Below are 24,653 nucleotides of genomic sequence, written 5' to 3' on the forward strand. Positions count from 1 at the left end.
GGGCGCCAGCTCGCGTGGAGCCACCCTTGAAATACCACCCTTATCGTCATGGATGTCTAACCGCGCTCCGTCATCCGGAGCCGGGACAGTGCATGGTGGGCAGTTTGACTGGGGCGGTCGCCTCCCAAAGAGTAACGGAGGCGTGCGAAGGTAGGCTCAGAACGGTCGGAAATCGTTCGTCGAGTATAATGGCATAAGCCTGCCTGACTGCGAGACTAACAAGTCGAGCAGAGACGAAAGTCGGTCATAGTGATCCGGTGGTCCCGCGTGGATGGGCCATCGCTCAACGGATAAAAGGTACGCCGGGGATAACAGGCTGATAACTCCCAAGAGTCCATATCGACGGAGTTGTTTGGCACCTCGATGTCGGCTCATCACATCCTGGGGCTGGAGAAGGTCCCAAGGGTTCGGCTGTTCGCCGATTAAAGTGGTACGTGAGCTGGGTTCAGAACGTCGTGAGACAGTTCGGTCCCTATCTGCCGTGGGTGTTGGAATGTTGAGAGGATTTGCCCCTAGTACGAGAGGACCGGGGTGAACGTACCTCTGGTGGAGCAGTTGTCGCGCCAGCGGCAGTGCTGCATAGCTATGTACGGACGGGATAACCGCTGAAAGCATCTAAGCGGGAAACCCACCTCAAAACGAGCATTCCCTTGAGAACCGTGGAAGACGACCACGTTGATAGGCCGGGTGTGGAAGTGCAGTAATGCATGAAGCTTACCGGTACTAATCGTTCGATCGGCTTGATTGCTCTCATTTTCAGTGTCCATGGGGCCGCAAGGCCCGTGACTAAATTGAAAATATGTGACCTGCGCGAATAGCGACTAGTGAGTGGCGAATAGAGTAAGTTCTATTCGCTATTCGCCACTCCCCATTCGCCCGAGCGCACCGCGCTCGATAGCTTGCTTCGTTTTCCTTGTGCTTCGCCGGCCTGGTGGTTCTAGCGAGGAGCATGAACCCGATCCCATCCCGAACTCGGCCGTTAAACTCCTCAGCGCCAATGGTACTATGGCTCAAGCCCTGGGAGAGTAGGTCGCTGCCAGGCCTGCCAAGTACAAGGAACTTCCTCTTTACGTGTCACGAATACAGAAACGCCGCCTCCATCGGGAGGCGGCGGTTCTGTTTGTGCTGACTGCATTGTGATGTCGCCGCCCCGATTGGCGCCGTCATTCGTTTGCAGGATCTCCTCGGGTTCATGGGCCATTCATTTCGAGGCCCGTACCTCTTGCATCGAACGCCGAGCCTTGCGTCCTACCGAGGAGCCCGTCATGCGCGACTTCGTTCGTCCCCTCGCCGCAACGCTCGGCCTTGCCGTCGCGATCGCTGTCGCCTCGCACGGCGATGCCTTCGCACAGGCCAAGCAGCAGCAGCCGGCGCCGCCGCAGAAGCAGGCGCCCGCGCCCGCCCAGGCCGCGCCGCCGCAGGCAGCACAGCAGCCGGAGCTGAAGCAGATCGCGCTGACCGACAAGCAGATCGAGAGTGTCCTCGCGGCGCAGAAGGACATGGACGCGGTTACTGCCAACATCCCCGACAACGCGCCGCCGGATCCCAAGATCGACGCCAGGCTCGACGAGGTCGCCAGGAAATACGGCTTTTCCGACTATCCCGACTACTCGACCGTGGTCGACAACATCAGCCTCGTGCTCGGCGGCATCGATCCCGCGAGCAAGAAATATGTCGGCGTGGAAGCCGTGATCAAGGCGCAGATCGCCCAGGTTACGGCCGACAAGAAGATGCCGGCCAAGGACAAGAAAGAAGCGCTCGCCGACCTCAACGCGGCGCTGAAGCAGAAGCAGCCGGCGGTGCAGAACAAGGGCAATATCGACATCGTCCTCAAACACTACGACAAGCTCAGCGAGGCCTTCGGCGACGACCAGGAATAGCTACTCCCGAAAACCAATCGATCGGCGGATCAAAAGCAGGAAGCCCCGGAGAGCGATCTCCGGGGCTTCTTCATATTCGCAATATGCGCGCCGCGTCAGGTCTTGGCGCGCATGCGCATCATGAAGCTGTCGTAGCCGAGCTCGGCGACCTGCATCCAGGCCAGCGATTCGCTGCGGAACGCGGTCAGGCTCTCGTACATCTTCCTGAAGTGCGGGTTGGTCTTGGCGAGATCGGCATAGATCTCGTTGGCCGCCTTGTAGCAGGCCTCCAGCACGTCCTGCGGGAACGGACGCAGAATCGCGCCGGCCACCAGGAGGCGCTTCAGTGCGGCCGGGTTGACGAAGTCGTACTTGCCGGTGACCCAGTTGAAGGTGTCGTAGGAGGCCGTCTCGATCGCCGCCTGGTAGTGCTTCGGCAGCGCGTTCCACTTCTCCAGGTTCATGACGTTGTGGCCCTGGCCGGTGCCTTCCCACCAGCCCGGATAGTAGTAGTACTTGGCGACCTTCACGAAGCCGAGCTTTTCGTCGTCATAGGGGCCGACCCACTCGGCGGCGTCGATGGTGCCCTTTTCCAGCGCCGGATAAATGTCGCCGGCTGCGATCTGCTGCGGCACGCCGCCGACCTTGGCGATGATGGTGCCGGCAAAACCGCCGACGCGGAATTTCAGGCCCTTGAAGTCGTCGATGTTCTTCATCTCCTTCCTGAACCAGCCGCCCATCTGCGCGCCGGTCGAGCCGGTCGGCAGGCCGACGGCCTTGTATTCCTTCAGGAGGTCGTTGAGCATGTCCATGCCGCCGCCGAAGCGCAGCCAGGAAATGTGCTGGCGGGTGTTGAGGCCGAACGGCAGCGACGTGCCGAAGGTGAAGGCGGGATTCTTGCCCCAGTAGTAGTACAGCGCCGTGTTGCCCATCTCGACGGTGCCGTTGGAGACGGCGTCGAGCACCTGCAGGCCGGGCACGATTTCGCCGGCGGCGAACGGCTGGATCTGGAACTTGTTGTCGGTGATGTCGGCGACGCGCTTGCAGAAGAATTCGCAACCGCCATAGAGCGTATCGAGCGCCTTCGGCCAGCTCGCGGCCAGGCGCCATTTCACTTCCGGGTTCGATTGTGCGATCGCGGGCGCAGCGACTGCGCTCGCGGCCACACCGGCGCCGGTCACCTTCAAGAAATCACGACGTTTCATGCGTTTCCTCTTATGTATTGCCGATAACCCCGACATTGGCTGCGATCTTGCTGTCGCCTTGTTGCGTCGCCGGTGGTCTGGCATTTTCTTGTTGATCTGAAACCTGGCTCTTCGCACCCCTATGCTGAGGCTTCGCGAAAATCCGAACTTGCTGCAGTTCCAGACGGCGCGCAGGATGGCCAATCGGCCTCCGGGAATCAAGTGCATGGGAAGGGCACGCTGCCCACCGGGCTCGCAGGTGCGAAGAAACACGCTGGCGGCGATGTCTTGCAACAAAGCCGCAAGGAGGCGCTAGCGCGCGAACGCAGCTTCCATGGCCTTGCGCGTCTTCACCGTCTCGTTGCTCGCATCGAACTCGACGTCGCTCCAGCGCACGACAGCGCCATGGCCGACGTCGTTCTTCAGCTTGACCCGATGGGCAAGGCCGATCGGCAGCGCGCCCGCCTTCAGGCTCGCCCGCGCCGGCATCAGCTTGCCCCACACGGTGTAGCCGCCTTCGCCGTCGAGCGTCTCGCCGGCGCGCAAGGCCTTCTTGGCGACGGCGGCGACGTCGCCGCGAAAGCCGTGCGGCTGGCCGGTCGGCTCCTTGCGCAGCGCCGCCGACAGGATCGAGATGTTCAGCTCCAGCCCGATCAGGTGATAGGGCTTGTACATCGCCGCATAGCGACCGCCGGCATCGGTCTTCAGCCCATACTGCCTGAAGCAGTCGGCGGCATAATCGTTCGGCGCCTCCAGCACGACATAAACGCCCCAGCGCAAATCGCGAAATACCGGCCGGCCGTCGCGCTCCAGCGACGACACCACTTCCACCACCCCCGATTTCTCCAGCACGCCGCCAAGCTCGCGCGGCCGCATCACATGCGGCAGGTCGTCGACGCCGCAGGGCGGAAACGAGAGGCCGCCGGTGGGCACGTCAAGCCCCGTGGCATTGGCAATCGCCGCCATTTCGATGGCCGACTTGGTGCCGTCGAGGAACGAGTTGAACATCTGCGGATTCATGCCGGCCGATTGCGCCTGGCCCGCCGTCAGTCCGTAATGCTGCCATACGCCATCGGGCGTCACGTCATGATAGGCCGGCAGGTATTTGGTGCCCTTGCCGGCGGCGACGACGCGGAATCCGGTGGCGCGCGCCCAGTCCACCATTTCCGCCGTGAGCGCCGGCTGGTCGCCATAGGCGAGCGAATAGACCACGCCGGCCTTGCGGGCTTCCTCCGCAAGCAGCGGGCCCGCCAGCACGTCGGCCTCGACATTGACCATGACGATATGCCTGCCCGCCGCAATCGCCGCGCGGGCGTGCTTGATGCCGACGGCAGGATTGCCGGTTGCCTCGACCACCACCTCGACATCGCCTGACATCGCCTTGATGCCGTCGGTGACGAAATTCGTCGCCGCGATCCGCGCATCGTCCCAGCCGACGGTGCGGCAGGCGTCTTTCGCACGCTGCGGATCGAGATCGACGATCACGGGCACCTCGAGCCCGGGCGTATGCGGCACCTGCGACAGGAACATCGAGCCGAATTTGCCGGCGCCGATCAGCGCGACGCGGACGGGTTTGCCGGCCGCGCGTCTGATATCGAGGAGACGGGAGAGATTCATTGAGCGATCCAATCAAGAAACGTCATTCCGGGGCGGCGCGTCAGCGCCGAACCCGGAATCTCGAGGTTCTCAGATGCGCAAGTGCGCATCATAGTTCGCGCTTCGCGCGCCCCGGAACGACTGTCAAGGAATTACTCCGCCGCCTGCCGCGGCGCGCGTGCGAGCCGCAGCAGCGCGTCGTCCTCCGCCGTCTCGATCGGCGTGAAATCGCGGTGGGCGATGTAGTCCGGCCTGGTTGGCGTGCGGATGTAGTTGGAGCACGCGTTCAGCGTCAGGTACACGATCTTGCGCGGGTAGGGCGTGATGTTGCCGCTCGAACCGTGCACCAGATTGCCGTGGAACATCAGCATGCCGCCGGCCTTGCCGGTGGGAGCTACGATGCCGCCTTCCTTGACCAGCCGCGTCACGGTCTCCTCGTCCAGCGTCCACAGCGGATAGGAGGTGGTCTGAAGGTCATGCGATGCCTTCAGGTCCCCGGCATGCTGGCTCTTCGGCACCAGCATCAGGGGCCCGTTGATCGGCATCACCTCGTCGAGGAAGATCGCGATGTTCATCGCGCGCGGCTGCGGCATGCCGTCGTCGCGCTTCCAGGTGCCGTAATCCTGGTGCCACTGCCAGACGTCGCCGGTGAACGCGGCCTTGGCGTTGATCTTGAACTGGTGCATGTACACCTTCTCGCCGAACAGCTGCTCGATCGGCTCGATCATGCGCGGATGCCTGCCGAGAACGCCGAAGGCCTCGTTGTAGAGATGCGCGGCAAAGGCGGTGCGCGGCGCACCGCTCTTCTCGCGCCACACCTCGGGCCGGTTGGCGTCGTAGATGCTCACGGCCTCGCGGGCGAGAAAATCGACCTCTTCCTGCGAGAACAGCTCGGGCAGGAACAGCCAGCCTTCGCGGTTGAAAAATTCGATCTGCTGCGGCGTCAGTCTCATGTTTTCCTCTCCCTTTATGTTCTTCTTCACTTCATCATGGCCGGGCTTGACCCGGCCATCCACGTCTTTGGCTCTGCGCAGGAAGGCGTGGATGCCCGGGACAAGCCCGGGCACGACGCTCTCATGCAGCTTGCTCTGCTCCCCTCAGCCTCTCCTCCATCATCCGTCCCGCGCCGAGCGCATGCGCGAGCGCGGCGGCTTCCGCCGCCCTGGCATTGCCCGACAGTACATGCGCGGCGATGCTCTCGTGCTCGCTCCAGGCGCTGTCGCGGTAGTCGAGCTCGGCGAGCACGGCCGCCATCGAGCGGCGCATATGCGGCCAGTGCGGCGCGATCATTTCCTCGATGGCGGGATTGCCCGACAGCGCGTAGATCGCGCGGTGGAATTCGACGTCGCGCGCGATCAGCTCGCTGAGCGGCGTGTTGCCGCGGATGGAACGGCCGGCCTCGATCGCCGCCTCGAGCCGCGCCCGGCCGCTCGCGTCGGCCTTGCTGCGCGCTGCGGCAAGCTTCGCCGCCAGTGCGTCGATGGCGCCGCGGACCTCATAGAGCTGGCGGATGCGCTCGGGATCGAGCCGGATCACCTCGAAGCCGCGGCGGCCGCTCTCGGCGACGAGGCCCTGCCGGTGCAGCAGATGCAGCGCATGCGAGACGGGCTGGCGTGACACGCCCAGGCGGTCGGCAAGTTCGTTTTGGCGGATGCGCTGGCCCGGCAGCAGGGAGCGGTCGATGATCGCCTCGAGAATCCGCGCGTAGACCTGGTCGATCAGGTTGGGAAGCGGATCGAGCGGGATCATGGCTGGCTGTCCATTTGGAATACGGAATTCCGTATTCGAAGCTACGCCACCCCCCAAGAAGCCGTCAAGGGGCTTCCGCGGGGCAGCGGGATACCCTTCGCCCCCCGGACAGGGGTCGCCTCTACTAAAATACCTCAAGATCGATCTTCGCCAGCTTGTCCGCATCCGCGACCGCCTCGATTGCGGCGATGCGGTCGCCGGCAAGGGAGACCCGCAATGCGATACGCAGTGCGCCGCCCAGGATAACCGCGACCCCCAGTTCGCCGTCGACCAGCGCGGACCGGGCGGACTGCGCGCGGCCCTTGAACGCTTCGGCGACGGCCCGTGCGCCGCGGATTTCCGGCAGCGAGCCCAGCCGCTGTGCGGCGGTGTCGGCACGCACCACCACGTCGGGATCGAGCACTGCGAGCAGCCCCTCGAAATCGCTCTCGCGTGACGCCTTGAGGAAAGCGTCGACGATCCGGCGCTTGTGACTGAGCTCCGCATCCGGGGCAGGGGCGCCCTGCACCCGCCGCCGTGCGCGGCTGGCAAGCTGGCGCGCCGCGGCCGGCGTGCGATCGACGATCGGCGCAATCTCCTCGAACGGCACGGCGAACATGTCGTGCAGCACGAAGGCGAGCCGTTCCGCCGGCGTCAGTGTCTCCAGCACCACCAATAGCGCCGTACCGACATTGTCGGCCAATTCCGTCTCGCGCTCATGGGCATTGTCCGTCGCCGGTTCCGGCACATGCGGCCCCATCGGCTCCTCGCGGCGCGATTTCCGCGACCGCAGCATGTCGAGGCAGATCCGTGCGACGACCGTGGTGAGCCAGCCCCGCAGATTCCCGACCGCCGCGGCGTCCGAACGGGACAGCCGCAGCCACGCCTCCTGCACGGCATCGTCGACCTCGCCCACCGAGCCCAGCATCCGGTAGGCCACTTTGCGCAAATGCGCGCGATTTGCCTCGAATTGCCCGGCCAGAAAGTTTTTCTCGTCCATCGGTCACATTCCCCGAACGCATTCCGTCAATTCCATGACGAGCGAAACCTCCGCCGTGTGACAGCAGAACGGCGCGGGAACGTCAAAGTTCGGAACCAAAGATGGAGATCGATATGTTGCAAGCCCGCATGAAACACCCCGTGATGATCGTTCCCGAGGCCATGAAGAACATTCAGGCGCTCGGCGAGCTGACCAAGCAGGGCCTGCCGGAAAAGCTGCTCGAGCTCGTGCATCTCAGGGCGAGCCAGATCAACGGCTGCAGCGTCTGCGTCGACATGCACCCGAAGCTCGCCAAGCGGGCAGGAGAGACCGACGAGCGCCTGTTTGCGGTCGCAGCCTGGCACGACGCGCCTTACTTCACCGACCGCGAGCGCGCCGCATTTGCGCTGACGGAATCGTTGACCCGTCTTGCCGACCGCAGCGATGCGGTGCCGGACGCAATCTGGGAGGAGGCGGTCAAGCATTTCGACGAGGCCGAGCTTGCCTCGCTGATCCTTGCGATTGCCACCATCAACGTCTGGAACCGCCTGAATGCGGCCGTGCGCCAGCCCGTCGGCGCATGGAAGGTGTGAGCGGCAGGCGCGGTGTACCCTCTCCCCTTGTGGGAGAGGGTCGCTTCGCGAAGCGAAGCGGGGTGAGGGGTTTGACTCCGCGGGTACGTCGCGGACTTCGCATAGCCGATGCAAAGCATCGGCGTTCTCAGGAACGGCGGCCGCAGGCCGCCTATGGCCACCTTCTCCCACAAGGGGAGAAGGGAAGAAAGCTACCCCGCCAGAAATGCACCAGCACCAGCGGCGGCGCCGTCGGCCTGCCTTGGCCGACTTCGACATATGCCATGTCGTAGCCGTGGACGGAAAAGCTCTGCATCGCCCTCAAGCCTCCAGAAAATCCAGCACGATCTCGCAATATCTCTGCGGCTGCTGTTCGAACATCGGATGCGTCGCGCCCGCGATCATCTCGGTGCGCGAGCCCTTCACATGCGCCGCGAGTGCGCGCAGCACCAGCGGCAGCGTTCCCCTGGTGTTGGCGCCGCCGATGAACAAGGTCGGCGTCACGATTGCCTCGGCGTCCGCCCTGGAGAACGGCGGGCGCCGGTCACGCATCTGGCCGATCAGCGTCGTTGCGTTGTCGCGCAACTGCTGCTTCGGTGCTGCCGGCAGGCGTTTCCATGCCCCGGGCCCTTCCAGCGCGTCGAGAAAAATCTGCAAGCCGCCGTCGATGTCGCCTTTGGCGATGACTTCGGCGGAGGCTGCGATCCGCGACGCGAGCGGCGAGGTGCCGGGCTTGTAGTTCGGATCGAGCGTGCCGTCGAGCTCGCCGCCCGGCTCGGCCAGGATCAGCCTGCGTAGCAGGTCGGGCCGCCGCTGCGCGACGCGGAAGCAGATATGTCCGCCGCGCGAATGCCCCATCAGATCGACCGGCCGCGGCTCGATCTGTTCGATGAAGGCGACGACATCGTCGACATGCTGCGCGATCGAATAGGTGTCGCCGACGCCGTCCCAATGGTCGGGGAAGAAATGCCGCAGGCTCACCGCGATCACGCGGTGCTTCGCGGTCAGCGGTCCCAGAACCGCCGACCAGATGCGGAAATCGCACAGCGAGCCATGCACGCAGACGAGCGGCGGCGCTCCGGTCCGACCCTGGCCTACGTCGATATAGGCCATGTCGTATCCGTTGACGCGCAGGGTTTGCATGAGTGGCTCGCTGGGGCACGCGGAGGAGGGATGGCCATCATTTCATGGAACCGCCTCTCAGCCCATAAACGTTCGCGCGGGGCTGGTTTTCGCCGACGACACGGCTTGTTGATGCCCCGGCCGTCGCGCGGGATTCGGGTGGATAGCAACAATCTCCAAGCCTAGATTTGGGCCAGTTGCTACGGGCAGAAAGCATGGAAGGAGCGAGCCATGACCGGCCAGCATTTTGCGATTTTCGATACCCCGATCGGCGCCTGCGGCGTGATCTGGGGCGAGCGCGGCATATCAGGCGTGCAGCTGCCGATGGGCAGCGAGGACAAGACCCGCAAGCGCATCCGCCAGCGCAACGAAGATGTCAGGGAGGGCGATCCGCCGACCGAGGTGAAGCGCGCGATCGGCGAGATGACGGAGCTGCTCGCAGGCAAGCCGAACGACCTCGCCGAGATCGTCCTCGATCTCGACGGCGTGCCGGAGTTCAACCGCGGCGTCTACGATATCGCCCGGAAAATTCCGCCGGGCCAGACCCTGACTTACGGCGACATCGCCAGGCAGCTCGGCGGCGTGGAGCTGTCGCGCGACGTCGGCCAGGCGCTCGGCCGCAACCCGTGCCCGATCGTCGTGCCCTGCCACCGCGTGCTCGCAGCCGGCAATAAGCCCGGCGGCTTCTCGGCGAATGGCGGCGTGGTGACGAAACTGAAGATGCTGGCAATCGAAGGCGCGGCCGTGAACCACACGCCGAGTTTGTTTGATTGAGGTGCTTCTCCGCCCTCTCCCCGCTCTTCGCGGGGAGAGGGTAGGGTGAGGGGCTCTCTCCGCGAATTCGATTCTGCGAGTATGCGGAGACTCCCCTCACCCGGATCGCATCTCTCGATGCGATCCGGCCTCTCCCCGCAGGCGGCAGGGCTATCGCATATGAAAGAGAACGCGACGGGCTGTGCCTTTGCGGCCCATCCTTCGAGACGCCCGCCTTGGCGGGCTCCTCAAGGATGAGGCTTTTTTCGCGGCGAGATCTTAGACCCTCATGGTGAGGAGCGCCGCTCGCGGCGCGTCTCGAACCATGGAGGCCGAGGACACTCGCGGCCGCCAAGCGCATATGCGATAGCCCTGCCGCAGGCGGGGAGAGGCGAAGAGCTACACCGCCTCGCAGGCAAACCCATCGCCCTTGCGCCGGATCTTTCCCACCGACGGTGAGGGGAAATGCGCGGTGCAGCAAAGCGTGTCGGTGTCGCAATAGCGCTCCAGGAAGCTGCGCCGCGTCTTCGCTGCGGCAGCCTGGTCGACGTCCGACATCATCGACATTTCGGGATAGCGCGCCTGGATGGGCGAATGCATGAGATCGCCGGAGAATACCGCCTCGTCCCTGTCCCGGCCGAGCGTGAAGGCGACATGGCCGGGGGTGTGGCCGGGCGTCGGCAGGATGCGGATGTGATCGCCGATCGCATGACTGTCGCCGACGATCTCGTGACGCTTCGCTTCGACGATAGGCATCACGCTGTCCTCAATCGTCGGCGAGGGCGTCTTGGCGTGCATGCCGGTCCAGTAATCGAACTCGGTCTTGCCGAACAGGTAGCGCGCCTTGGGAAAGGTCGGTACCCAGCGGCCGTTCTCCAGCCGCGTGTTCCAGCCGACGTGATCGGCGTGCAAGTGGGTGCACATCACATAGTCGATGTCGCCGACCGAGACGCCCGCGGCCGCAAGCGCCCGCATGTAGGTGTCGTCCGTCTTCATGTTCCAGTTCGGAAACCGCGGGCGCGGCTTGTCGTTGCCGATGCAGCTGTCGATCAGGATGGTGTGATGCGGCGTCTTTACCAGATAGGATTGGATGCACAGGATCAGCACGTCCTGCGCGTCCAACGCCTTGGCGGCCTGCATCCAGGCGCGGTTCTCGGCCAGAACTTCCGGTGTCAGCGAGGGCAGAAAATCCAGCGCGGGCAGGAAGCCCGTCTCCTGCTCGACGATGCGATGGATGGTGATGTCGCCGGCTGTGAAGGTGAGACTCATGCAGCTCTTCCTTTAGGCAGGCGGCGGCACCGAGATCTTCACTGACGGCCGCTCCAGCATTTTCTGGTGGAATTTGTCGAGCTTGGGATAGGCCTTGCGCCAGCCGCAATCGGCGAAGCGGAAATCGGCATAGCCGAGCACGCAGACAAGGCCGATCTGCACGATGTCGAGCGGGCCGGACAATACGTCGTCGCGGCTCTCGAACCGCGCCATGCCGGTCCAGGCCCTGTTCCAGTGGTCGTCGCTCCACGCCTGCCACTGCAGCCCTTGCGGCCGGGTTATTCTCTCGTAGCGGCACAGCAGCATGGAATCGAGCATGCCGTCGAGCAGCGAGTGATCGGTCTTGGCCTGCCAGCGCTTGCGGCCATAGCCGGGGATCAGCGCGCCGCCGCCGATCTCGTCGAGATATTCGACGATGACGTAGGAGTCGAGAATGACGTCGCCGTCATTGGTGATCAGCACCGGCAGCTTCTTCAGCGGCGTGATCTTCGAGTATTCCTCATTGGCCTGCCCCGGCGCGACGGTGGCGGGGATCAACTCGATCTTGTCGATCAGCCCGAGCTCGATCGCGGCGATGCGCACCTTGCGGGCAAAGGGCGAGGCGGGGGAGAAGGTGAGTTTCATGGGGGCGTTTCCTCAGAGGATTATTCTTCGTCATGCCCGGGCTTGACCCGGGCATCCACGTCTTTCCTAGCGCGGCCCCAAGACGTGGATGGCCGGGTCAAGCCCGGCCATGACGCATTGGGTGCACGGGGAGCGACGCCCCTTACGCCGCGACGATCTCCTGGCGCTGCTCGCCGAGGCCCTCGATGCCGAGCGTCACGACGTCGCCGACGTTGAGGAACTGCGGCGGCTTCATGCCGGTGCCGACGCCGGGCGGCGTGCCCGTGGTGACGATGTCGCCGGGCAGCAGCGTCATGAATTGCGAAACATAGGAGATGCACTTGGCCATGGAGAAGATCATGGTCGAGGTCGATCCGGTCTGCCGGCGTTTTCCGTTGACGTCGAGCCACATCGACAGCTTCTGCACGTCGGCGATCTCGTCCCTGGTCGCGACCCACGGGCCGATCGGGCCGAAGGTGTCGTGCGACTTGCCCTTGGTCCACTGGCCGAGGCGCTCGATCTGGAAATTGCGCTCGGAGACGTCGTTGCAGCAGCAATAGCCGGCGATGTGGTTGAGCGCGTCGGCCTCCGAGACGTACTTGGCGCGGGTGCCGATGATGGCGGCGATCTCGACTTCCCAGTCGAGCTTGGTCGAGCCGCGCGGCTTCTCGACCGGATCGTTCGGGCCGGACAGCGCGGTGTTGGCCTTGATGAAGAAGATTGGTTCGGACGGGATCGGCGAGCCGGTCTCCTTGGCATGGTCGACATAGTTGAGGCCGATGGCGACGAACTTGGAGATGCCGGTGACGGGGGCGCCGAAACGGGGATTGCCGGACACGGCGGGCAGGGAGGCCGGATCGATCGCTGCGAGCTTCTTCAGCGACTCCGGCGCGTAGGCCGCGCCATCCAGGTCCTTCACATGGGCCGAGAGATCGCGGAGCTGGCCGGATTTGTCGATCAGCCCGGGCTTCTCCGCACCCTTGGCCCCGTAACGAACGAGCTTCATTTTTCAGCACTCCCTTGAGGGTTTTGTTACTTGCAGGCTTATTGGAACAGCGCGGGCGGGATTGCAACTCCCATGGCCCGCGGCTGCCGCAACGCAGCACTGCCCTTATCCTGAGGAGCCCGCTGAAGGCGGGCGTCTCGAAGGATGGCCGCATCGGGATCGGGGCCTCATGGTTCGAGACGCGCGAAGACGCGCTCCTCACCAGGAGGAGTTAGAGCGCAATAAACCTGAACGCGTCGCCTTCGCGCCTGATATGGCCGCCGTTGAAATGACCGCCGATCACCACGATCGGCTGGTCGGCGAAGCGCGAGAACAGCGCTCGCCTTGTCTCGGCCGACTGCCGGGGATCGGAATCAGCCGTCGAGGACCAGTCGAGATGCGCCATCTGGCAGGGGTGGTGGGCGACGTCCCCCGTGAGCAGGCCTTCCTCGCCCTCAGACTGGATGTGAATGCTCATGTGGCCCGGGCTGTGGCCGGGCGTCGGGATCAGCGTGATCTCCTCTGTCAGCCTGGCGTCGCCGGCGACCAGCTCCATCCTGCCGGCGTCCGCAATCGGCTGCACGGAGTCGTTGAAGACCGCCGCTTGAGAAGGCTCCTCGCGATGATCGCGCCAGTGCTCGAACTCGGTTTTGCCGAACACATAGCGCGCCTTCGCGAAGGTCGGCACCCATTTGCCGCCGACGAGACGGGTGTTCCAGCCGACATGATCGACATGCAGATGCGTGCACAGCACGGTGTCGATGCTGTCGGGCGGAAAGTCCGCCGCGGTCAGCCTCTCCAGGAAAGGCTCCTTGCGGTTGTTCCAGGTCGGCACGTTGCGGCCCTGCTTGTCGTTGCCGAGGCCGGTGTCGACGATGATGCGCCGGCCCGGCGTTTCCAGCAGCAGCGAATGGATCGACATCTTCAGCCGGCCCTCTTCATTGGCGAAGTGCGGGATCAGCCAGGGCAGCTTCCGGATCTCTTCGTTGCTGGCGAGCGGCAGGATGAAGCGCGTGCTGCCGACGGTCTCGAGCTCCACGACCTTTGTTATCTTGACCTTGCCCACCTGCCATTGCATCCGGCGCTCCCCTGCGTTTCCTGTTGATGGCAAAGCACGCGGGTTTTCCCGCTGTCACCCCGTGACCGGCGTTCCGCATCTCACCACGGGTGAGAACCTCCGTCGCCGGTCACGTGCACTCGTACCGGACCGCCCTCACAGCGTTCCCGGGAAGGCGCCGCCGTCGAGCAGGATGTTTTGCCCGGTGATGAAGCCGGACTTGGCGCCGCAGAGGAACGCGCAGGCAAGGCCGAATTCCTCGGGATCGCCGAAGCGGCCGGCCGGGTTCTGCTTGGCGCGTTCCGCCAGCAATTCGTCCGGCGTGACGCCGCGCTTTTCGGCTTCGACTTTCGCCGTGTTGCGCAGCCGGTCGGTGACGAACGGTCCGGGCAGCAGGGCGTTGATGGTGACGTTGTTGATCACGGTCTTGCGCGAGAGCCCCGCGATGAAGCCGGTGAGGCCGGCGCGCGCGCCGTTGGACAGACCCAGAATTTCGATCGGCGCCTTCACCGCGGCCGAGGTGATGTTGACGATGCGGCCGAACTTGCGCGCCATCATGCCGTCCACTGTCGCCTTGATCAGCTCGATCGGGGTGAGCATGTTGGCGTCGATCGCCTTGATCCAGTCGTCGCGCGTCCAGTTGCGGAAATCGCCGGGCGGCGGGCCGCCGGCATTGTTGACCAGGATGTCCGGATCGGGGCAGGCCTTCAGCACGGCCTCGCGGCCTGCCGGCGCCGTGATGTCGCCGGCGATTTCGGTGACGGTGACGCCGGGACTCATCTTCCTGATTTCGTCGGCGGTTGCCTTCAGCGCCTCGGCGCCGCGCGCCGTCAGCGTGACATGCACGCCTTCATTGGCGAGCGCAATGGCGCAGGCGCGGCCAAGTCCCTTGCTGGAGGCGCAGACGATGGCGCGGCGGCCTTTGATCCCTAGATCCACTGGTTTCGCTCCCTGTTATGTCGGGTGATTTTGGAAGGTAACGATGCGGCGGCACCTTAGCCAACCTCGATAGCCGTGATAAGGGTGCGCCGTGCAGCAGAAATGCATGACGGGGACGACGGGTATGTCGTGGCGAACCCCGCCTAGATGCGCTGCTCTTTCTTCAAGCGATCGATGGTCGCCGCGACGTCGGGCGGCAGCGACCTGACGCCCATGGCGCCCGCTGCGGAGAACAACGGTCGGAGCTGCGAACCGTTCAGGAAGGCCGGTTGACGATTTGCCGGCAGCAGTTGGTCGAAAATCAGAACAAGGCTCGTCGCGACCAGACCGACGCGGATCGCGCCGAGCGTCGCGCCGCCGAGGCGATCGGCGATGCCGGCCTCGCTGCCGATGGTTTCGTCAAGCGCCATGCGCGCCAATTTGCCCAGCGCCATGCCGGCGATCAGGAAGATGCCGAAGAAGAACACCCAGCCCTGCGACAGCGGCGAGGCCGGCCCGGCATCCAGTCGAGGGGAAATCGCTGACACGATCCACAGGGCGATCGGCATCGCGATCGGATAGGCCAGGATGGTGATCGCGCTGCGCAGCAGGCCCGTGTTGAAACCCGTGACGACGGCAATGATCAATCCGAGACAGACGGCAATGTCAAAACTGTTCATGCGAAACACCCCGCGCGCCCTTCATGCCGCAGCTTCGTCAAGGAACCGGGTTTGCGATCGTTAAAATCGTCTGTATCAATGCGACGAGTTTTGTTCCGGGAAGCAAGCCATGTCCGATCCGTTCGACGTCAGCCGTGAAATCATCCTCATCACCGGCGCCAGCCAGGGGCTGGGGCGGCAATTTGCGCGGTTGCTTTCGGCGCGTGGGGCGGCCGTCGTGCTGGCGGCGCGGCAAGCCGCCAAGCTGAAGAGCCTGGAAGACGAGATCAAGGTAAAGGGCGGCCGCGCGGCAGCGGTGCAGATGGACGTTACCGACATGGCCGCGATCGGCAAGGGCCTCGACGCCGCCGAAGCCGCGTTCGGTCCGGTCACGGTGCTGATCAACAACGCCGGCATCGCCATCGAGAAGCTCGCGACCGAGCAGACTGAGGATGATTGGGATGCCGTGATCAACTCCAACCTCAAGGGCGCTTATTTCCTCGCGACTGAACTTTCGCGGCGCATGATCGCGCGCAAGCAGGGCGGCAACATCGTCAACATCGCCTCCGTGCTTGGCACCGGCGTGTTGAAGGCGGTCTCGCCTTACGCGATCTCCAAGGCCGGCATGATCCAGGGCACGAAAGCGATGGCGCTCGAGCTCGCGGCTAACCGCATCCGCGTCAATGCGCTGGCGCCCGGCTATATCGATACCGAGATGAACCACGAGTTCTGGTCGACGCCATCAGGCGAGCGGCTGATCAAGCGAATCCCGCAACGCCGCGTCGGCGCGGAGTCCGATCTCGACGGCGCCATCCTGCTGCTGGCGTCAAATGCCTCGCGCTACATGACGGGAAGCGTGGTGACGGTAGATGGCGGGTTCTTGTTGAATTGAAAACATGTGTCGTCCCGGCCAAGCGAAGCGCGAGCCGGGACCCACAACCACCGTTGCCCGTTGTCTTGACGAGCTGGAGCTCCAGCTCGCTTTAACCACCCCGTCCTGTGGTTATGGGTCCCGGCTTTTCGACGGGACGACAGTCTTTTCGTGGCGTCAGCTCGCCCGCATCTCCGCTCTTATCATATCCGCCGCCTTCTCGCCGATCATGATGGTCGGCGCGTTGGTGTTGCCGCCGATCAGGGTCGGCATGATCGAGGCGTCGACCACGCGCAGGCCTTCGAGGCCGTGCACTTTCAGCTTCGGATCGACCACGGCCATCGCATCGCCAACGCCCATCTTGCAGGTGCCGACGGGGTGATAGACCGTATCGGAACGCGCGCGCAGGATGGCGCGGATGTCGTCGTCGGTCTTGACGTCCGATGTGAACAGGTCCTGATTCTGCAAGCCGCGTAGCGCGGGCGTGTCGAGCAGGCGCTTGGTCAGCTTGAACCCGGCCACCATGGCCTCGACGTCGCGCTCCTCGCCGAAGAAATTCGGATCGATCGCGGGTGCGGCAAGCGGATCGGCGCTGTTCAGATACACGCTGCCGCGGCTCGCCGGGCGGAGCAGGCAGACGTGACATGAGAAGCCGGTGCCCCAGCGCGGCTTGCGGCCGTGGTCTTCCACCATGGCCATGCAGAAATGCAGCTGGATGTCGGGCAGGTCGAGATCGGGCCTGGTTTTCAGGAAGCCGCCGCACTCGGCGACGTTGGAGGTCATCGGCCCGCGCCGCTCGCGCCGGTACTGTCCGATGCCCTTGATGATACGTCCGATGCCGCTCCACGACAGGCCGGAGAAATAGGGCGCGTCCGAGGCGTAGCCGAACACGAAGTCGGGATGGTCCTGCAAGTTCTGCCCGACGCCCGGCAGGTGGTGCACGCTGGCAATGCCGTGCTTGCCGAGCGCGGCGGCGTCGCCGACGCCGGACAGTTGCAGCAGCTGCGGCGACTGGAAGGCGCCGGCGGCAAGGATCACCTCGCGCCGGGCGCGGATCACTTTCTTCGCCTTGTCCTTGCCCTGCACATATTCGACGCCGACGGCGCGCTTGCCCTCGAAGATGATGCGGGTCGCATGCGCCAGCGTTTCCACGCGCAAATTCGCCCGGCCCGCCATGTGCGGATGGATGTAGCCGCGCGCCGCGCTCCAGCGCTCGCCATTGTGCTGCGTCACCTGGTAGATGCCCAAGCCTTCCTGCTCGGCGCCGTTGAAGTCGTCGCGGATGCGGAATTGCGCCTCGCGCGCGCCCTGCAGGAACATCTCCTTGACCGGATTGTCCGAGCGCAGTCCGGAGACGCGCAGCGGACCATCTTGGCCGTGATATTCGCCGTCGAGCTCGGCATTGTTCTCCGAGCGCTTGAAGTAGGGCAGCACGTCGGCATAGCTCCAGCCGGTGTTGCCGAGCGAAGCCCAGTGGTCGTAGTCGGCGCGATGGCCGCGGATATAGACCATCGCATTGATGGCGCTGGAGCCGCCGAGCCCCTTGCCGCGCGGCTGATAGCCGATGCGGCCGTTCAGCCCCTTCTGCGGCACGGTATCGAACGCCCAGTTGTTGAGCTTGCCCGAGAGCATCAGGATGATCGCGCCGGGCGTCGTCACCACCCAGTTGGTGTTCGGCCCGCCGGCATCGAGCAGCGCCACCGACGTTGCCGCATCCTCCGACAGCCTGCCCGCCACCGCACAGCCACCGGAGCCGGCGCCTACCACCACGAAATCGAATGTATCACTCACGCGCGTTTCCCCCTGTCTCTTTGTTCTCCGTCATTGCGAGGAGCGAAGCGACGAAGCAATCCATTTCACTGCTTGTTGAGGTATGGATTGCTTCGCTTCGCTCGCAATGACGGCGGTGTTCGAAACTACGACAACAACCTCATCACCTTCATCAGCCGCGCGATCTTCGTCCCGTAGGGCGGATAGAGGTCGGCGAGACGGTTGAACCGCGAGCGGTAGAACACCGGCTTCAGCTTGCTCAGCGACCGGAATCCCCATTCGCCGTGATAGGCGCCGGTGCCGGAGGGGCCGACGCCGCTGAACGGCTGGTTGATCTGCGCGACATGAAACAGGCAGTCGTTGACGGTGACGCCGCCGGAGACGGTGCGTGCCAGCACCTCGTCGCGCGCGGCATTGTCGCTGCCGAACCAGTACAGCGCCAGCGGCCGGTCGTGCGCGTTGACATAGGCGATCGGCTCGCCGGCGTTGCGATAGCCGAACACCGGCAGCAGCGGCCCGAAAATCTCCTCCTGCATCACGGTCATGTCGGGTGTCGCACCCGCGATCACGGTCGGCGGAAACTTGCGCCGGCCCTTCCAGCCGGGATCGGTGGGCGAGGACGGTTGCAATATGGTCGCGCCCTTGTCGGTGGCGTCCGTCACCAGCGCTTCCAGCCGCGCGTAGTGGCGGTCCGAGACGATGGAGGTGTAGTCGGCATTGTCGGGGTCGGTGCCGTACATCTTCTGCATGTGGCGGTGCAGCCGGCCGGCAAAATCGTCGACCGCGGCCTCCGGCACCATGACGTAATCGGGCGCGATGCAGGTCTGTCCCGCGTTGAGCAGCTTGCCATAGGCGATGCGCTGCGCGGCGGTGTCGAGATCGGCGGAAGCATCGACGATCGCGGGCGACTTGCCGCCGAGCTCGAGCGTCACCGGCGTCAGGTTGCGGCCGGCGGCTTCCGCGACGAGCCGTCCCACCCGCGTCGAGCCGGTGAAGATCAGGTGATCGAAGGGGAGGGTAGTAAAGGCGCGCGCGATCTCCTCGTCGATGCCGGTGACGACGATCTCGCTGGCTTCGAATTTCTGCGCGATCGTCTCGGCCAGCAGCGCGGAGAAGCGCGGCACCAGCTCGCTCGGCTTGATCATCGCGCGGTTGCCAGCCGTGATCGCCGCCACCGCTGGCGCCAGCGTCAGCTGCAGCGGGTAGTTCCAGGGCGCGATGATGCCGACCACGCCGAGCGGCTGCGGCATCAAGCGGTTGCTGGCGGGCGCGAACTGCAGCGCGGTGGGGATGCGCTGCGGTGCCATCCACTTCTTCAGGTGCTTGGCGGCGTGTCCGATCTCGGTCAGCACGAACATGGTTTCGGCGACCGCGGTCTCGATGGCGCTGCGGTGGCCGAAATCGGCCGAGATCGCCTGCTCGAACCGCCGCTCGTTCGCCGCGACCACCGCCTTGAGCCGCTTCAGGCGGTCGAGCCGCAGCGCCAGCGGCGGCGGCGCCTCGCCGCGCGACAGCTCGACCAGGCGATGGAAGGCGTCTTCGAGGGCGCGCACGCCCGGGCTCTTCAAGGGCTGGTCCACGGCGATCCTTCCCGTTGCCATTCCGGGTTCGCTCCCTGCGGTCGCGCCACGGAATGACAGACTGCTTTTGCCGGCAAACCTCCGCTTTTGCGCCTGATCTGGCAAGAGCGGTTCCACAAGCCGATTTTTCGAAGGAAAACAGGCATTTTACCTGTCACAAAATCCTCAAAACGCGCGCTTTAGGCCTTCCCAAGGGGGGCGGGCATTGATACATACGCCCCGCACCCGTTGGCGTTCGCCCGGGTCGCCTTCTCAGGAAGCCGCTGGAAACGACCGATCGGCGCCTCGCGCGCCCGGGCGGTTTCGCTTCCGGTCCTCCGGAGAAGCGGAAATAGGTGACGCGGGGTGGAGCAGCCCGGTAGCTCGTCAGGCTCATAACCTGAAGGTCACAGGTTCAAATCCTGTCCCCGCAACCAACTATGTCGGACTCGCTGCCGGTGCGATTCCAGGCTTGATCCGTTCTGCACCTGGCCTCGACGGCGAAACCCCTCGGCTGCCCCGGGGAGCTCTCGCCGCAAGCCTCGCTCAAGACCGTGCGGACGCACTGGTCAAAACCCGGCATCTCGGATTGCGCCCTCTACTTCTTCTGCTGGGACGCAAGGCTCAGCTTCTCCTCCAGCCAATCGAAGACCTGCGGCCACACCACGGCGCCATACTCCACGGCGCAATGGCCGGAGGTGCCAAGTCGCCAAAGCTCGCCTTTGGGGGCCGAGCGCAAGACCAGCTCCATGTCCTCGACCGGAGCGAAGGGGTCGCGCCCGCCATTGACGGAAAGGATGGGAATGTCGATGCGATGGCCCTCGCCCACCAGTCCGAGGCGGACGAGATCAAAACGCTCCGCACCCGCGGCTTGGTCCTGGCCGGGGGCCAGTCCCCTTGCGCGGGCGGCCGCGCGCAGCGTGGCGCCCTCTGGTGAGGCCATGACCCGCGACAGGACGCCTGCGGGCGCATTGAATACCCGCTGGATCGGCCCGCAGAAATTGACGGCCGCCTTCACGCGCGGCTCGGTCGCGGCCACGCGCACCGCGTAGTGGCCGCCGAAGCTGACGCCCACCATGCCGACGCGATCGAAGTCGAAGCGGCCGCTCTGCTCCAGGCGATCTAGCACGTGGCGATGCAGTTTCCCCTGGTCGAGCCCCGCTGTCCACGCAGCGCTCTCGCCGGTGCCGGGCAGATCGAAGGCCGCAACAGCGATGCCGCGCCTGATCAGCATCTCGATCAGTGCATGATAGCCGGCCTTCCACCAGTCGACGCCGCCGTTCCACAGTACGATCGGTGCCTTGGCGGCGCCTGGCGGTACATGAAGATGCACCACGATGCGCGAGTGCTCGAAGGGGAACGAAAGCACCTCCATTTTGTGGTCGAAGAAGCGGCTGGCGCTAACGTAGGTCGCAAGATGCTTGGCGTAGGACGCCTGCTGCTCCGGCGACGCGTTGTCGGGAAAGTACCCCAGCGCGTAGTAGAGAGATGCCTTGAGATACGCGCTGCGTGCGCGGACGGCATCGCCGCGGCGCGCGGTGGCGTCGCCCTGTGCCTCGAAATGTGAGGCCACCTGCATCCATTCGTAGGTCCAGGAGCCCGGCGTGTTGCCGGTGAGCCGGCTGATGCGTGCGTAGGTGCTCTCGATGAGCTCGCGATTGCCCTCGACCGCGGCCCACTGCAGTGTGCGCCGCTCGGGAACAACGAGGCGCCCGTTGTCCATGATCGCCTGGGCCAGGGCCGGCTCGGGAGCAGTAAGGAGGCTCGCCGCCGTGCAAGTTGCGATGGCGATCCCCACTCGAAGACGCTTCAGCGCCGGAATCAAGGGCACGGGATGCATCGTCAGGATCTCCTTCCGTGTGGGGTTGGGCGGGTCTTTGCTTGAGGCTGCGTGTCGGCCGTCGGTGTCGCGAGGACGCCGTGCATGACCAGATCGACAATGGCATCAGCGACTAGCTTGTCGTTCGCCGCGTGCTTGTCGAAGGCGCCGATATAGGCCTGCGCTTGAGCTAGATGGACGCAAAGCGCTTGGATCATGCGGCCAGTGAGAACGGGCGAGACTGCGCGGAACTCGCCCTGCGCCACCCCGCGTTCGACGATTGCCGAGATGGTGCGGCGCGTGCGCAGCACCACCTCGTCCATGTACGTGCGCAACAGATCGGGAAAGTTGCCGAGTTCGGATGAGGCCAGCCGCGCCAAGTGAGCGTTGCCCGGGTCTCGCATCGTCTCCCAGAAGCGCCGTATGAACGCGGCAAGCAGCTCGTGCGTGGGGCCCTGGTACTCGCGGACAAAGCGCTCGCCCGAGGCGGCTGCGGCGCCGACGCCCGCCCGCACGACCTCGCGAAAGAGCGTCTCCTTGGAGTCGAAATAGAGATAGATCGTTCCCTTGGTAACCCCGGCGCGCTGGGCCACGTCCTCGAGCCTGGCGCCCGCGAAGCCGCGCTCGCCAAACACCTCCAGCGCGGCGTGCAGCAGCTCCTCCGGCCTGGCATCGGCCCGCCGCCTCCAGCGCGGCCTTCTTTGCCGCTCGCCCCGTCGTGTCGGCATCCTCGCTCGCCAATTAATAAATGACCAGTAAGTTATTAATATGGTGGCTCGTTCCCGGTGTCAAGCAGTCCTGGGGCTTTCTGGATCCGCGAAGACGGGCCATCCCTGTCTCCCGACCGCACTTTGATCTGCCACAATAAGGTCGGGCCGGGCATCCTGTACGCGTTGTGAACCAGGGTGATGGCGGTGGACGACAAGGTCGGCCGCCGCCTCGGCGTGCGCCGATGGAAAAGGTCTCGAACGGGACAGGAGCAATAGCCTTGCGGGAGGTGCCTAGATGCAATTGAGGGGCGCAGCAGGGAACGGGCCCTTGGGTGCTGGACGCGGCGCTGCCCTTCTGTATGCCATTGCATTGGCAGGCGTCCTCGTGGCCTTCGGCGCCCGATACGTGCTCGTTCCAGTCCTCGAGGATCGGGCGCCTTACCTCTTTTTCGTGCCCGCGGTATTGCTTGCGGCGGGATTCGGCGGACTTGGTCCCGGTGTCTTCGCCACAGCCTTGAGCCTTCCGCTGGTCTTCTTTCTCGCGCGTTTTGGCCAGATCGGCTGGCCCGAACTTCTCAACGCCTCGGTCTTCGCGCTGATCGGACTCGGCGCGACATGGATCGGGGAGCGGCTGCGGCGGGCGGGGCAACGCGCCACGATGCGCGAAGCTCATCTGCGTTCCATTCTCGACACCGTCCCCGAAGCCATGATCGTCATTGACGAGAGGGGGGCCATTCAGTCGTTCAGCTCCGCCGCCGAGACGATGTTCGGCCACACCGCCGGCGAGGCGATCGGAAGGAACGTCAAGTTCCTGATGCCGTCGCCCTTTGAGGGGGAGCACGACGGCTACATCAAGCGCTACCTCGACACCGGAGAACGGCGCATCCTCGGCACCGGCCGCGTGGTGCGCGGGCTGCGCAAGGACGGCTCGACCTTCCCGATCGAGCTGGCGGTCGGCGAGATGTGGTCCGGCAGCCGGCGGTTCTTCACCGGATTCATCCGCGACCTGACCGAGCGGCAGGAAACCGAATCGCGCCTGCAGGCCTTGCAGTCGGAACTCATTCACATGTCGCGCCTCAGCGAGATGGGCGAGATGGCCTCCACCATCGCCCACGAGGTCAACCAGCCGCTGGCGGCCGTCGCCAATTATCTCAAGGGCTCGCGGCGTCTGCTCAAGGAAGGCGGCGACCGGCGCCTGCCGATGGTCGAGGACGCCCTGGAGCGCGCCGCCGCCCAGGCGCTGCGGGCCGGCCAGATCATCCGGCGGCTGCGCGATTTCGTCAGCCACGGCGAGAGCGAAAAGCGGATCGAGAGCGTGAACCGGCTCATCCAGGAAGCGGCGGCGCTGGCGCTGCTCGGCGCAAGGGAGAAGGGCGTGCGGGTGTCCTTCGATCTGGATCCGCGGATCGACCTCGTGCTCGCGGACAAGGTCCAGGTTCAGCAGGTGCTGGTCAACCTGATACGCAATGCGATCGAGGCGATGGAGCAGTCGAGGGAGCGCGAGCTCGCGATCGGCACCAAGCCGGCGTGCGACGGCATGGTCGCGGTCCATGTCGACGACACCGGCTCCGGCATATCGGAGGACATGGCGCAGAAGCTGTTTCAGCCATTCGCCACGACGAAGGTGAACGGGATGGGCGTCGGCCTGTCGATCTCGAAGACCATCATACAGGCGCATGGCGGGCAGATCGAAGCCTGCCCGCGTCCGGGCGGCGGCACGACGTTCCGCTTCACCCTGCCGGCCGCCGGCAAGGAAGCGCTCGCATAGCGCAGCGCCGTTCGGTTTGCGGCCATCGGCGGCTCGTTCCGCTCACAGCTCCTTCTCCGCAAGCTCGCGAAACGCGTCGGGCACTGAACGTGACTGGCCCAGCGCAACCGACCCATATCCGACCGCCTCCCAGCCGAAGCGGTCGCGGATCGCGTCGATGGCGCGGTCGGCCGACCAGCGCGCCAGGCCGCGCCTGGTGCCGGGCCGGCGCCGTTCATCGGGCAGGGCGAGCGGCAGGTCGAGCTGAAGGTCCCAGCACCTTTCGAGATGCGACACGGATATCGCCAGCAGCGAGATGAACCGCTCCTGCGGGTGCTCCGACAGCACGCCGCGCACCAGCTCCCCGGCGATCTCGGCGAGTATGGTCGTCGCCGAGATCGGTGTGTCGAGCGTGACGGAACGGCTGACCGATCTGAGATCGGCGAAGCGGACGCGCGCCGTCACCGTCCGTCCCGGCCGCGCGCTTTCGCGCAAGCGGGTGGCGATGCGGTCGGCAAGATGCAAGAGCGCCGGCCGCACCACGTTCTCCGTCGCCGGCTTCCTGCCGAGCGCGGACTGCGCGCCGGCCGAATGCGCGCGGCGATGCGTCTTGATCTGCCGCGGATCGCGATTCCAGGCCAGCGCCGCCAGCTTGTCTCCGGCGGCATGGCCGAGCAATCGTTCGAGCGACTGCCCCGGCAGGCGCGCCAGCTGCCCGATGGTATGGACCTCGATTGCGGCGAGCCGCGTCCGCGTCACCGGTCCGACGCCCCACATCAACCCGACCGGCAGATCGTGCAGGAAGTCGAGCTCAGTGTCTGGATCGACCACCACGAGACCATCGGGTTTTGCGACCTGCGAAGCGATCTTGGCCAGATGCTTGGTGCGCGCCA

The 24,653-nt window shown here is 65.0% G+C and carries 22 protein-coding genes, 1 tRNA gene and 2 rRNA genes; 8 read left to right on the forward strand and 17 right to left on the reverse strand.

The window, feature by feature from the left end; genetic code table 11:
- From ACT4OC_RS25875 to ACT4OC_RS25885, 3 genes are all read left to right on the forward strand, one after another.
- Positions 1–748, forward strand: a 23S ribosomal RNA gene (locus ACT4OC_RS25875); the annotation flags it as partial.
- Between the two features lie 179 nt (positions 749–927).
- Positions 928–1,042 (forward strand): 5S ribosomal RNA (rrf, locus tag ACT4OC_RS25880).
- A 223-nt stretch (positions 1,043–1,265) separates the two neighbouring features.
- On the forward strand, positions 1,266–1,880 hold the full coding sequence (locus ACT4OC_RS25885; RefSeq protein ID WP_444841885.1) for a hypothetical protein: 615 nt from the start codon (positions 1,266–1,268) through the stop codon (positions 1,878–1,880).
- Between the two features lie 95 nt (positions 1,881–1,975).
- Here ACT4OC_RS25885 and ACT4OC_RS25890 read toward each other — a convergent pair whose 3' ends face one another.
- The 5 genes from ACT4OC_RS25890 to ACT4OC_RS25910 form a co-directional block, all read right to left on the reverse strand.
- Positions 1,976–3,064: a TRAP transporter substrate-binding protein gene (locus tag ACT4OC_RS25890; protein WP_444841886.1), complete on the reverse strand. Its 1,089-nt coding sequence runs from the start codon at positions 3,062–3,064 to the stop codon at positions 1,976–1,978.
- 291 nt (positions 3,065–3,355) lie between these two features.
- Positions 3,356–4,660 (reverse strand): NAD(P)H-dependent oxidoreductase, encoded by a 1,305-nt coding sequence (locus ACT4OC_RS25895; protein ID WP_444841887.1) that lies wholly within the window; start codon positions 4,658–4,660, stop codon positions 3,356–3,358.
- A gap of 131 nt (positions 4,661–4,791) precedes the next feature.
- Positions 4,792–5,592 (reverse strand): phytanoyl-CoA dioxygenase family protein, encoded by an 801-nt coding sequence (locus ACT4OC_RS25900; RefSeq protein WP_444841905.1) that lies wholly within the window; start codon positions 5,590–5,592, stop codon positions 4,792–4,794.
- A gap of 121 nt (positions 5,593–5,713) precedes the next feature.
- Positions 5,714–6,388, reverse strand: a complete 675-nt coding sequence (locus ACT4OC_RS25905) for a GntR family transcriptional regulator (protein ID WP_444841888.1) — start codon at positions 6,386–6,388, stop codon at positions 5,714–5,716.
- A 124-nt stretch (positions 6,389–6,512) separates the two neighbouring features.
- Entirely contained in the window at positions 6,513–7,367 is an 855-nt protein-coding gene (locus tag ACT4OC_RS25910) for a sigma-70 family RNA polymerase sigma factor (protein WP_444841889.1), read from the reverse strand.
- Positions 7,368–7,483: 116 nt separating this feature from the next.
- Here ACT4OC_RS25910 and ACT4OC_RS25915 point away from each other — a divergent pair, with 116 nt between their 5' ends.
- Positions 7,484–7,939 (forward strand): carboxymuconolactone decarboxylase family protein, encoded by a 456-nt coding sequence (locus ACT4OC_RS25915; RefSeq protein WP_444841906.1) that lies wholly within the window; start codon positions 7,484–7,486, stop codon positions 7,937–7,939.
- 300 nt (positions 7,940–8,239) lie between these two features.
- Here the strand turns inward: ACT4OC_RS25915 and ACT4OC_RS25920 are convergent, their stop codons facing one another.
- Positions 8,240–9,061: an alpha/beta fold hydrolase gene (locus ACT4OC_RS25920; protein ID WP_444841890.1), complete on the reverse strand. Its 822-nt coding sequence runs from the start codon at positions 9,059–9,061 to the stop codon at positions 8,240–8,242.
- Between the two features lie 210 nt (positions 9,062–9,271).
- Between ACT4OC_RS25920 and ACT4OC_RS25925 the strand changes: the two genes are divergently transcribed.
- On the forward strand, positions 9,272–9,814 hold the full coding sequence (locus ACT4OC_RS25925; protein WP_444841891.1) for a methylated-DNA--[protein]-cysteine S-methyltransferase: 543 nt from the start codon (positions 9,272–9,274) through the stop codon (positions 9,812–9,814).
- Between the two features lie 378 nt (positions 9,815–10,192).
- On the opposite strand, the gene ACT4OC_RS25930 is transcribed toward ACT4OC_RS25925, so the two are convergent.
- The 6 genes from ACT4OC_RS25930 to ACT4OC_RS25955 form a co-directional block, all read right to left on the reverse strand.
- Positions 10,193–11,062 carry an MBL fold metallo-hydrolase gene (locus ACT4OC_RS25930; RefSeq protein WP_444841892.1) on the reverse strand — a complete coding sequence of 290 codons (870 nt, stop codon included), beginning with the start codon at positions 11,060–11,062 and terminating at the stop codon, positions 10,193–10,195.
- A gap of 12 nt (positions 11,063–11,074) precedes the next feature.
- Positions 11,075–11,686 carry a glutathione S-transferase family protein gene (locus ACT4OC_RS25935; protein WP_444841893.1) on the reverse strand — a complete coding sequence of 204 codons (612 nt, stop codon included), beginning with the start codon at positions 11,684–11,686 and terminating at the stop codon, positions 11,075–11,077.
- A gap of 142 nt (positions 11,687–11,828) precedes the next feature.
- Positions 11,829–12,671 carry a fumarylacetoacetate hydrolase family protein gene (locus ACT4OC_RS25940; RefSeq protein ID WP_444841894.1) on the reverse strand — a complete coding sequence of 281 codons (843 nt, stop codon included), beginning with the start codon at positions 12,669–12,671 and terminating at the stop codon, positions 11,829–11,831.
- 211 nt (positions 12,672–12,882) lie between these two features.
- On the reverse strand, positions 12,883–13,728 hold the full coding sequence (locus tag ACT4OC_RS25945) for an MBL fold metallo-hydrolase (RefSeq protein ID WP_444841895.1): 846 nt from the start codon (positions 13,726–13,728) through the stop codon (positions 12,883–12,885).
- A 135-nt stretch (positions 13,729–13,863) separates the two neighbouring features.
- Positions 13,864–14,646, reverse strand: coding sequence for an SDR family oxidoreductase (locus ACT4OC_RS25950; protein WP_444841896.1), 783 nt, complete (start codon positions 14,644–14,646; stop codon positions 13,864–13,866).
- A gap of 143 nt (positions 14,647–14,789) precedes the next feature.
- Entirely contained in the window at positions 14,790–15,305 is a 516-nt protein-coding gene (locus tag ACT4OC_RS25955) for a CvpA family protein (RefSeq protein WP_444841897.1), read from the reverse strand.
- A gap of 109 nt (positions 15,306–15,414) precedes the next feature.
- Here ACT4OC_RS25955 and ACT4OC_RS25960 point away from each other — a divergent pair, with 109 nt between their 5' ends.
- The gene (locus ACT4OC_RS25960) at positions 15,415–16,176 is read left to right on the forward strand and encodes an SDR family NAD(P)-dependent oxidoreductase (protein ID WP_444841898.1); all 762 of its coding nucleotides are present in this window, start codon (positions 15,415–15,417) and stop codon (positions 16,174–16,176) included.
- Positions 16,177–16,332: 156 nt separating this feature from the next.
- On the opposite strand, the gene ACT4OC_RS25965 is transcribed toward ACT4OC_RS25960, so the two are convergent.
- Complete coding sequence (locus ACT4OC_RS25965; RefSeq protein WP_444841899.1) at positions 16,333–17,946, reverse strand: GMC family oxidoreductase; 1,614 nt, start codon at positions 17,944–17,946, stop codon at positions 16,333–16,335.
- A 125-nt stretch (positions 17,947–18,071) separates the two neighbouring features.
- A complete protein-coding gene (locus ACT4OC_RS25970; RefSeq protein ID WP_444841900.1) occupies positions 18,072–19,526 on the reverse strand; it encodes a coniferyl aldehyde dehydrogenase in 1,455 nt (484 codons plus the stop codon).
- A 318-nt stretch (positions 19,527–19,844) separates the two neighbouring features.
- Here ACT4OC_RS25970 and ACT4OC_RS25975 point away from each other — a divergent pair.
- Positions 19,845–19,921 (forward strand) — tRNA-Met (locus ACT4OC_RS25975).
- 161 nt (positions 19,922–20,082) lie between these two features.
- Here ACT4OC_RS25975 and ACT4OC_RS25980 read toward each other — a convergent pair.
- Complete coding sequence (locus ACT4OC_RS25980; RefSeq protein ID WP_444841901.1) at positions 20,083–21,324, reverse strand: alpha/beta fold hydrolase; 1,242 nt, start codon at positions 21,322–21,324, stop codon at positions 20,083–20,085.
- Positions 21,325–21,326: 2 nt separating this feature from the next.
- Positions 21,327–22,031 (reverse strand): TetR/AcrR family transcriptional regulator, encoded by a 705-nt coding sequence (locus ACT4OC_RS25985; protein ID WP_444841902.1) that lies wholly within the window; start codon positions 22,029–22,031, stop codon positions 21,327–21,329.
- Between the two features lie 310 nt (positions 22,032–22,341).
- Here ACT4OC_RS25985 and ACT4OC_RS25990 point away from each other — a divergent pair, with 310 nt between their 5' ends.
- Positions 22,342–23,781 (forward strand): PAS domain S-box protein, encoded by a 1,440-nt coding sequence (locus tag ACT4OC_RS25990; RefSeq protein WP_444841903.1) that lies wholly within the window; start codon positions 22,342–22,344, stop codon positions 23,779–23,781.
- A 42-nt stretch (positions 23,782–23,823) separates the two neighbouring features.
- Here ACT4OC_RS25990 and ACT4OC_RS25995 read toward each other — a convergent pair.
- A partial coding sequence (locus tag ACT4OC_RS25995; RefSeq protein WP_444841904.1) for a DinB/UmuC family translesion DNA polymerase occupies positions 23,824–24,653 on the reverse strand: 830 nt, incomplete at its 5' end.

It is taken from the genome of Bradyrhizobium sp. (assembly GCF_052389815.1).
Lineage (GTDB): Bacteria > Pseudomonadota > Alphaproteobacteria > Rhizobiales > Xanthobacteraceae > Bradyrhizobium.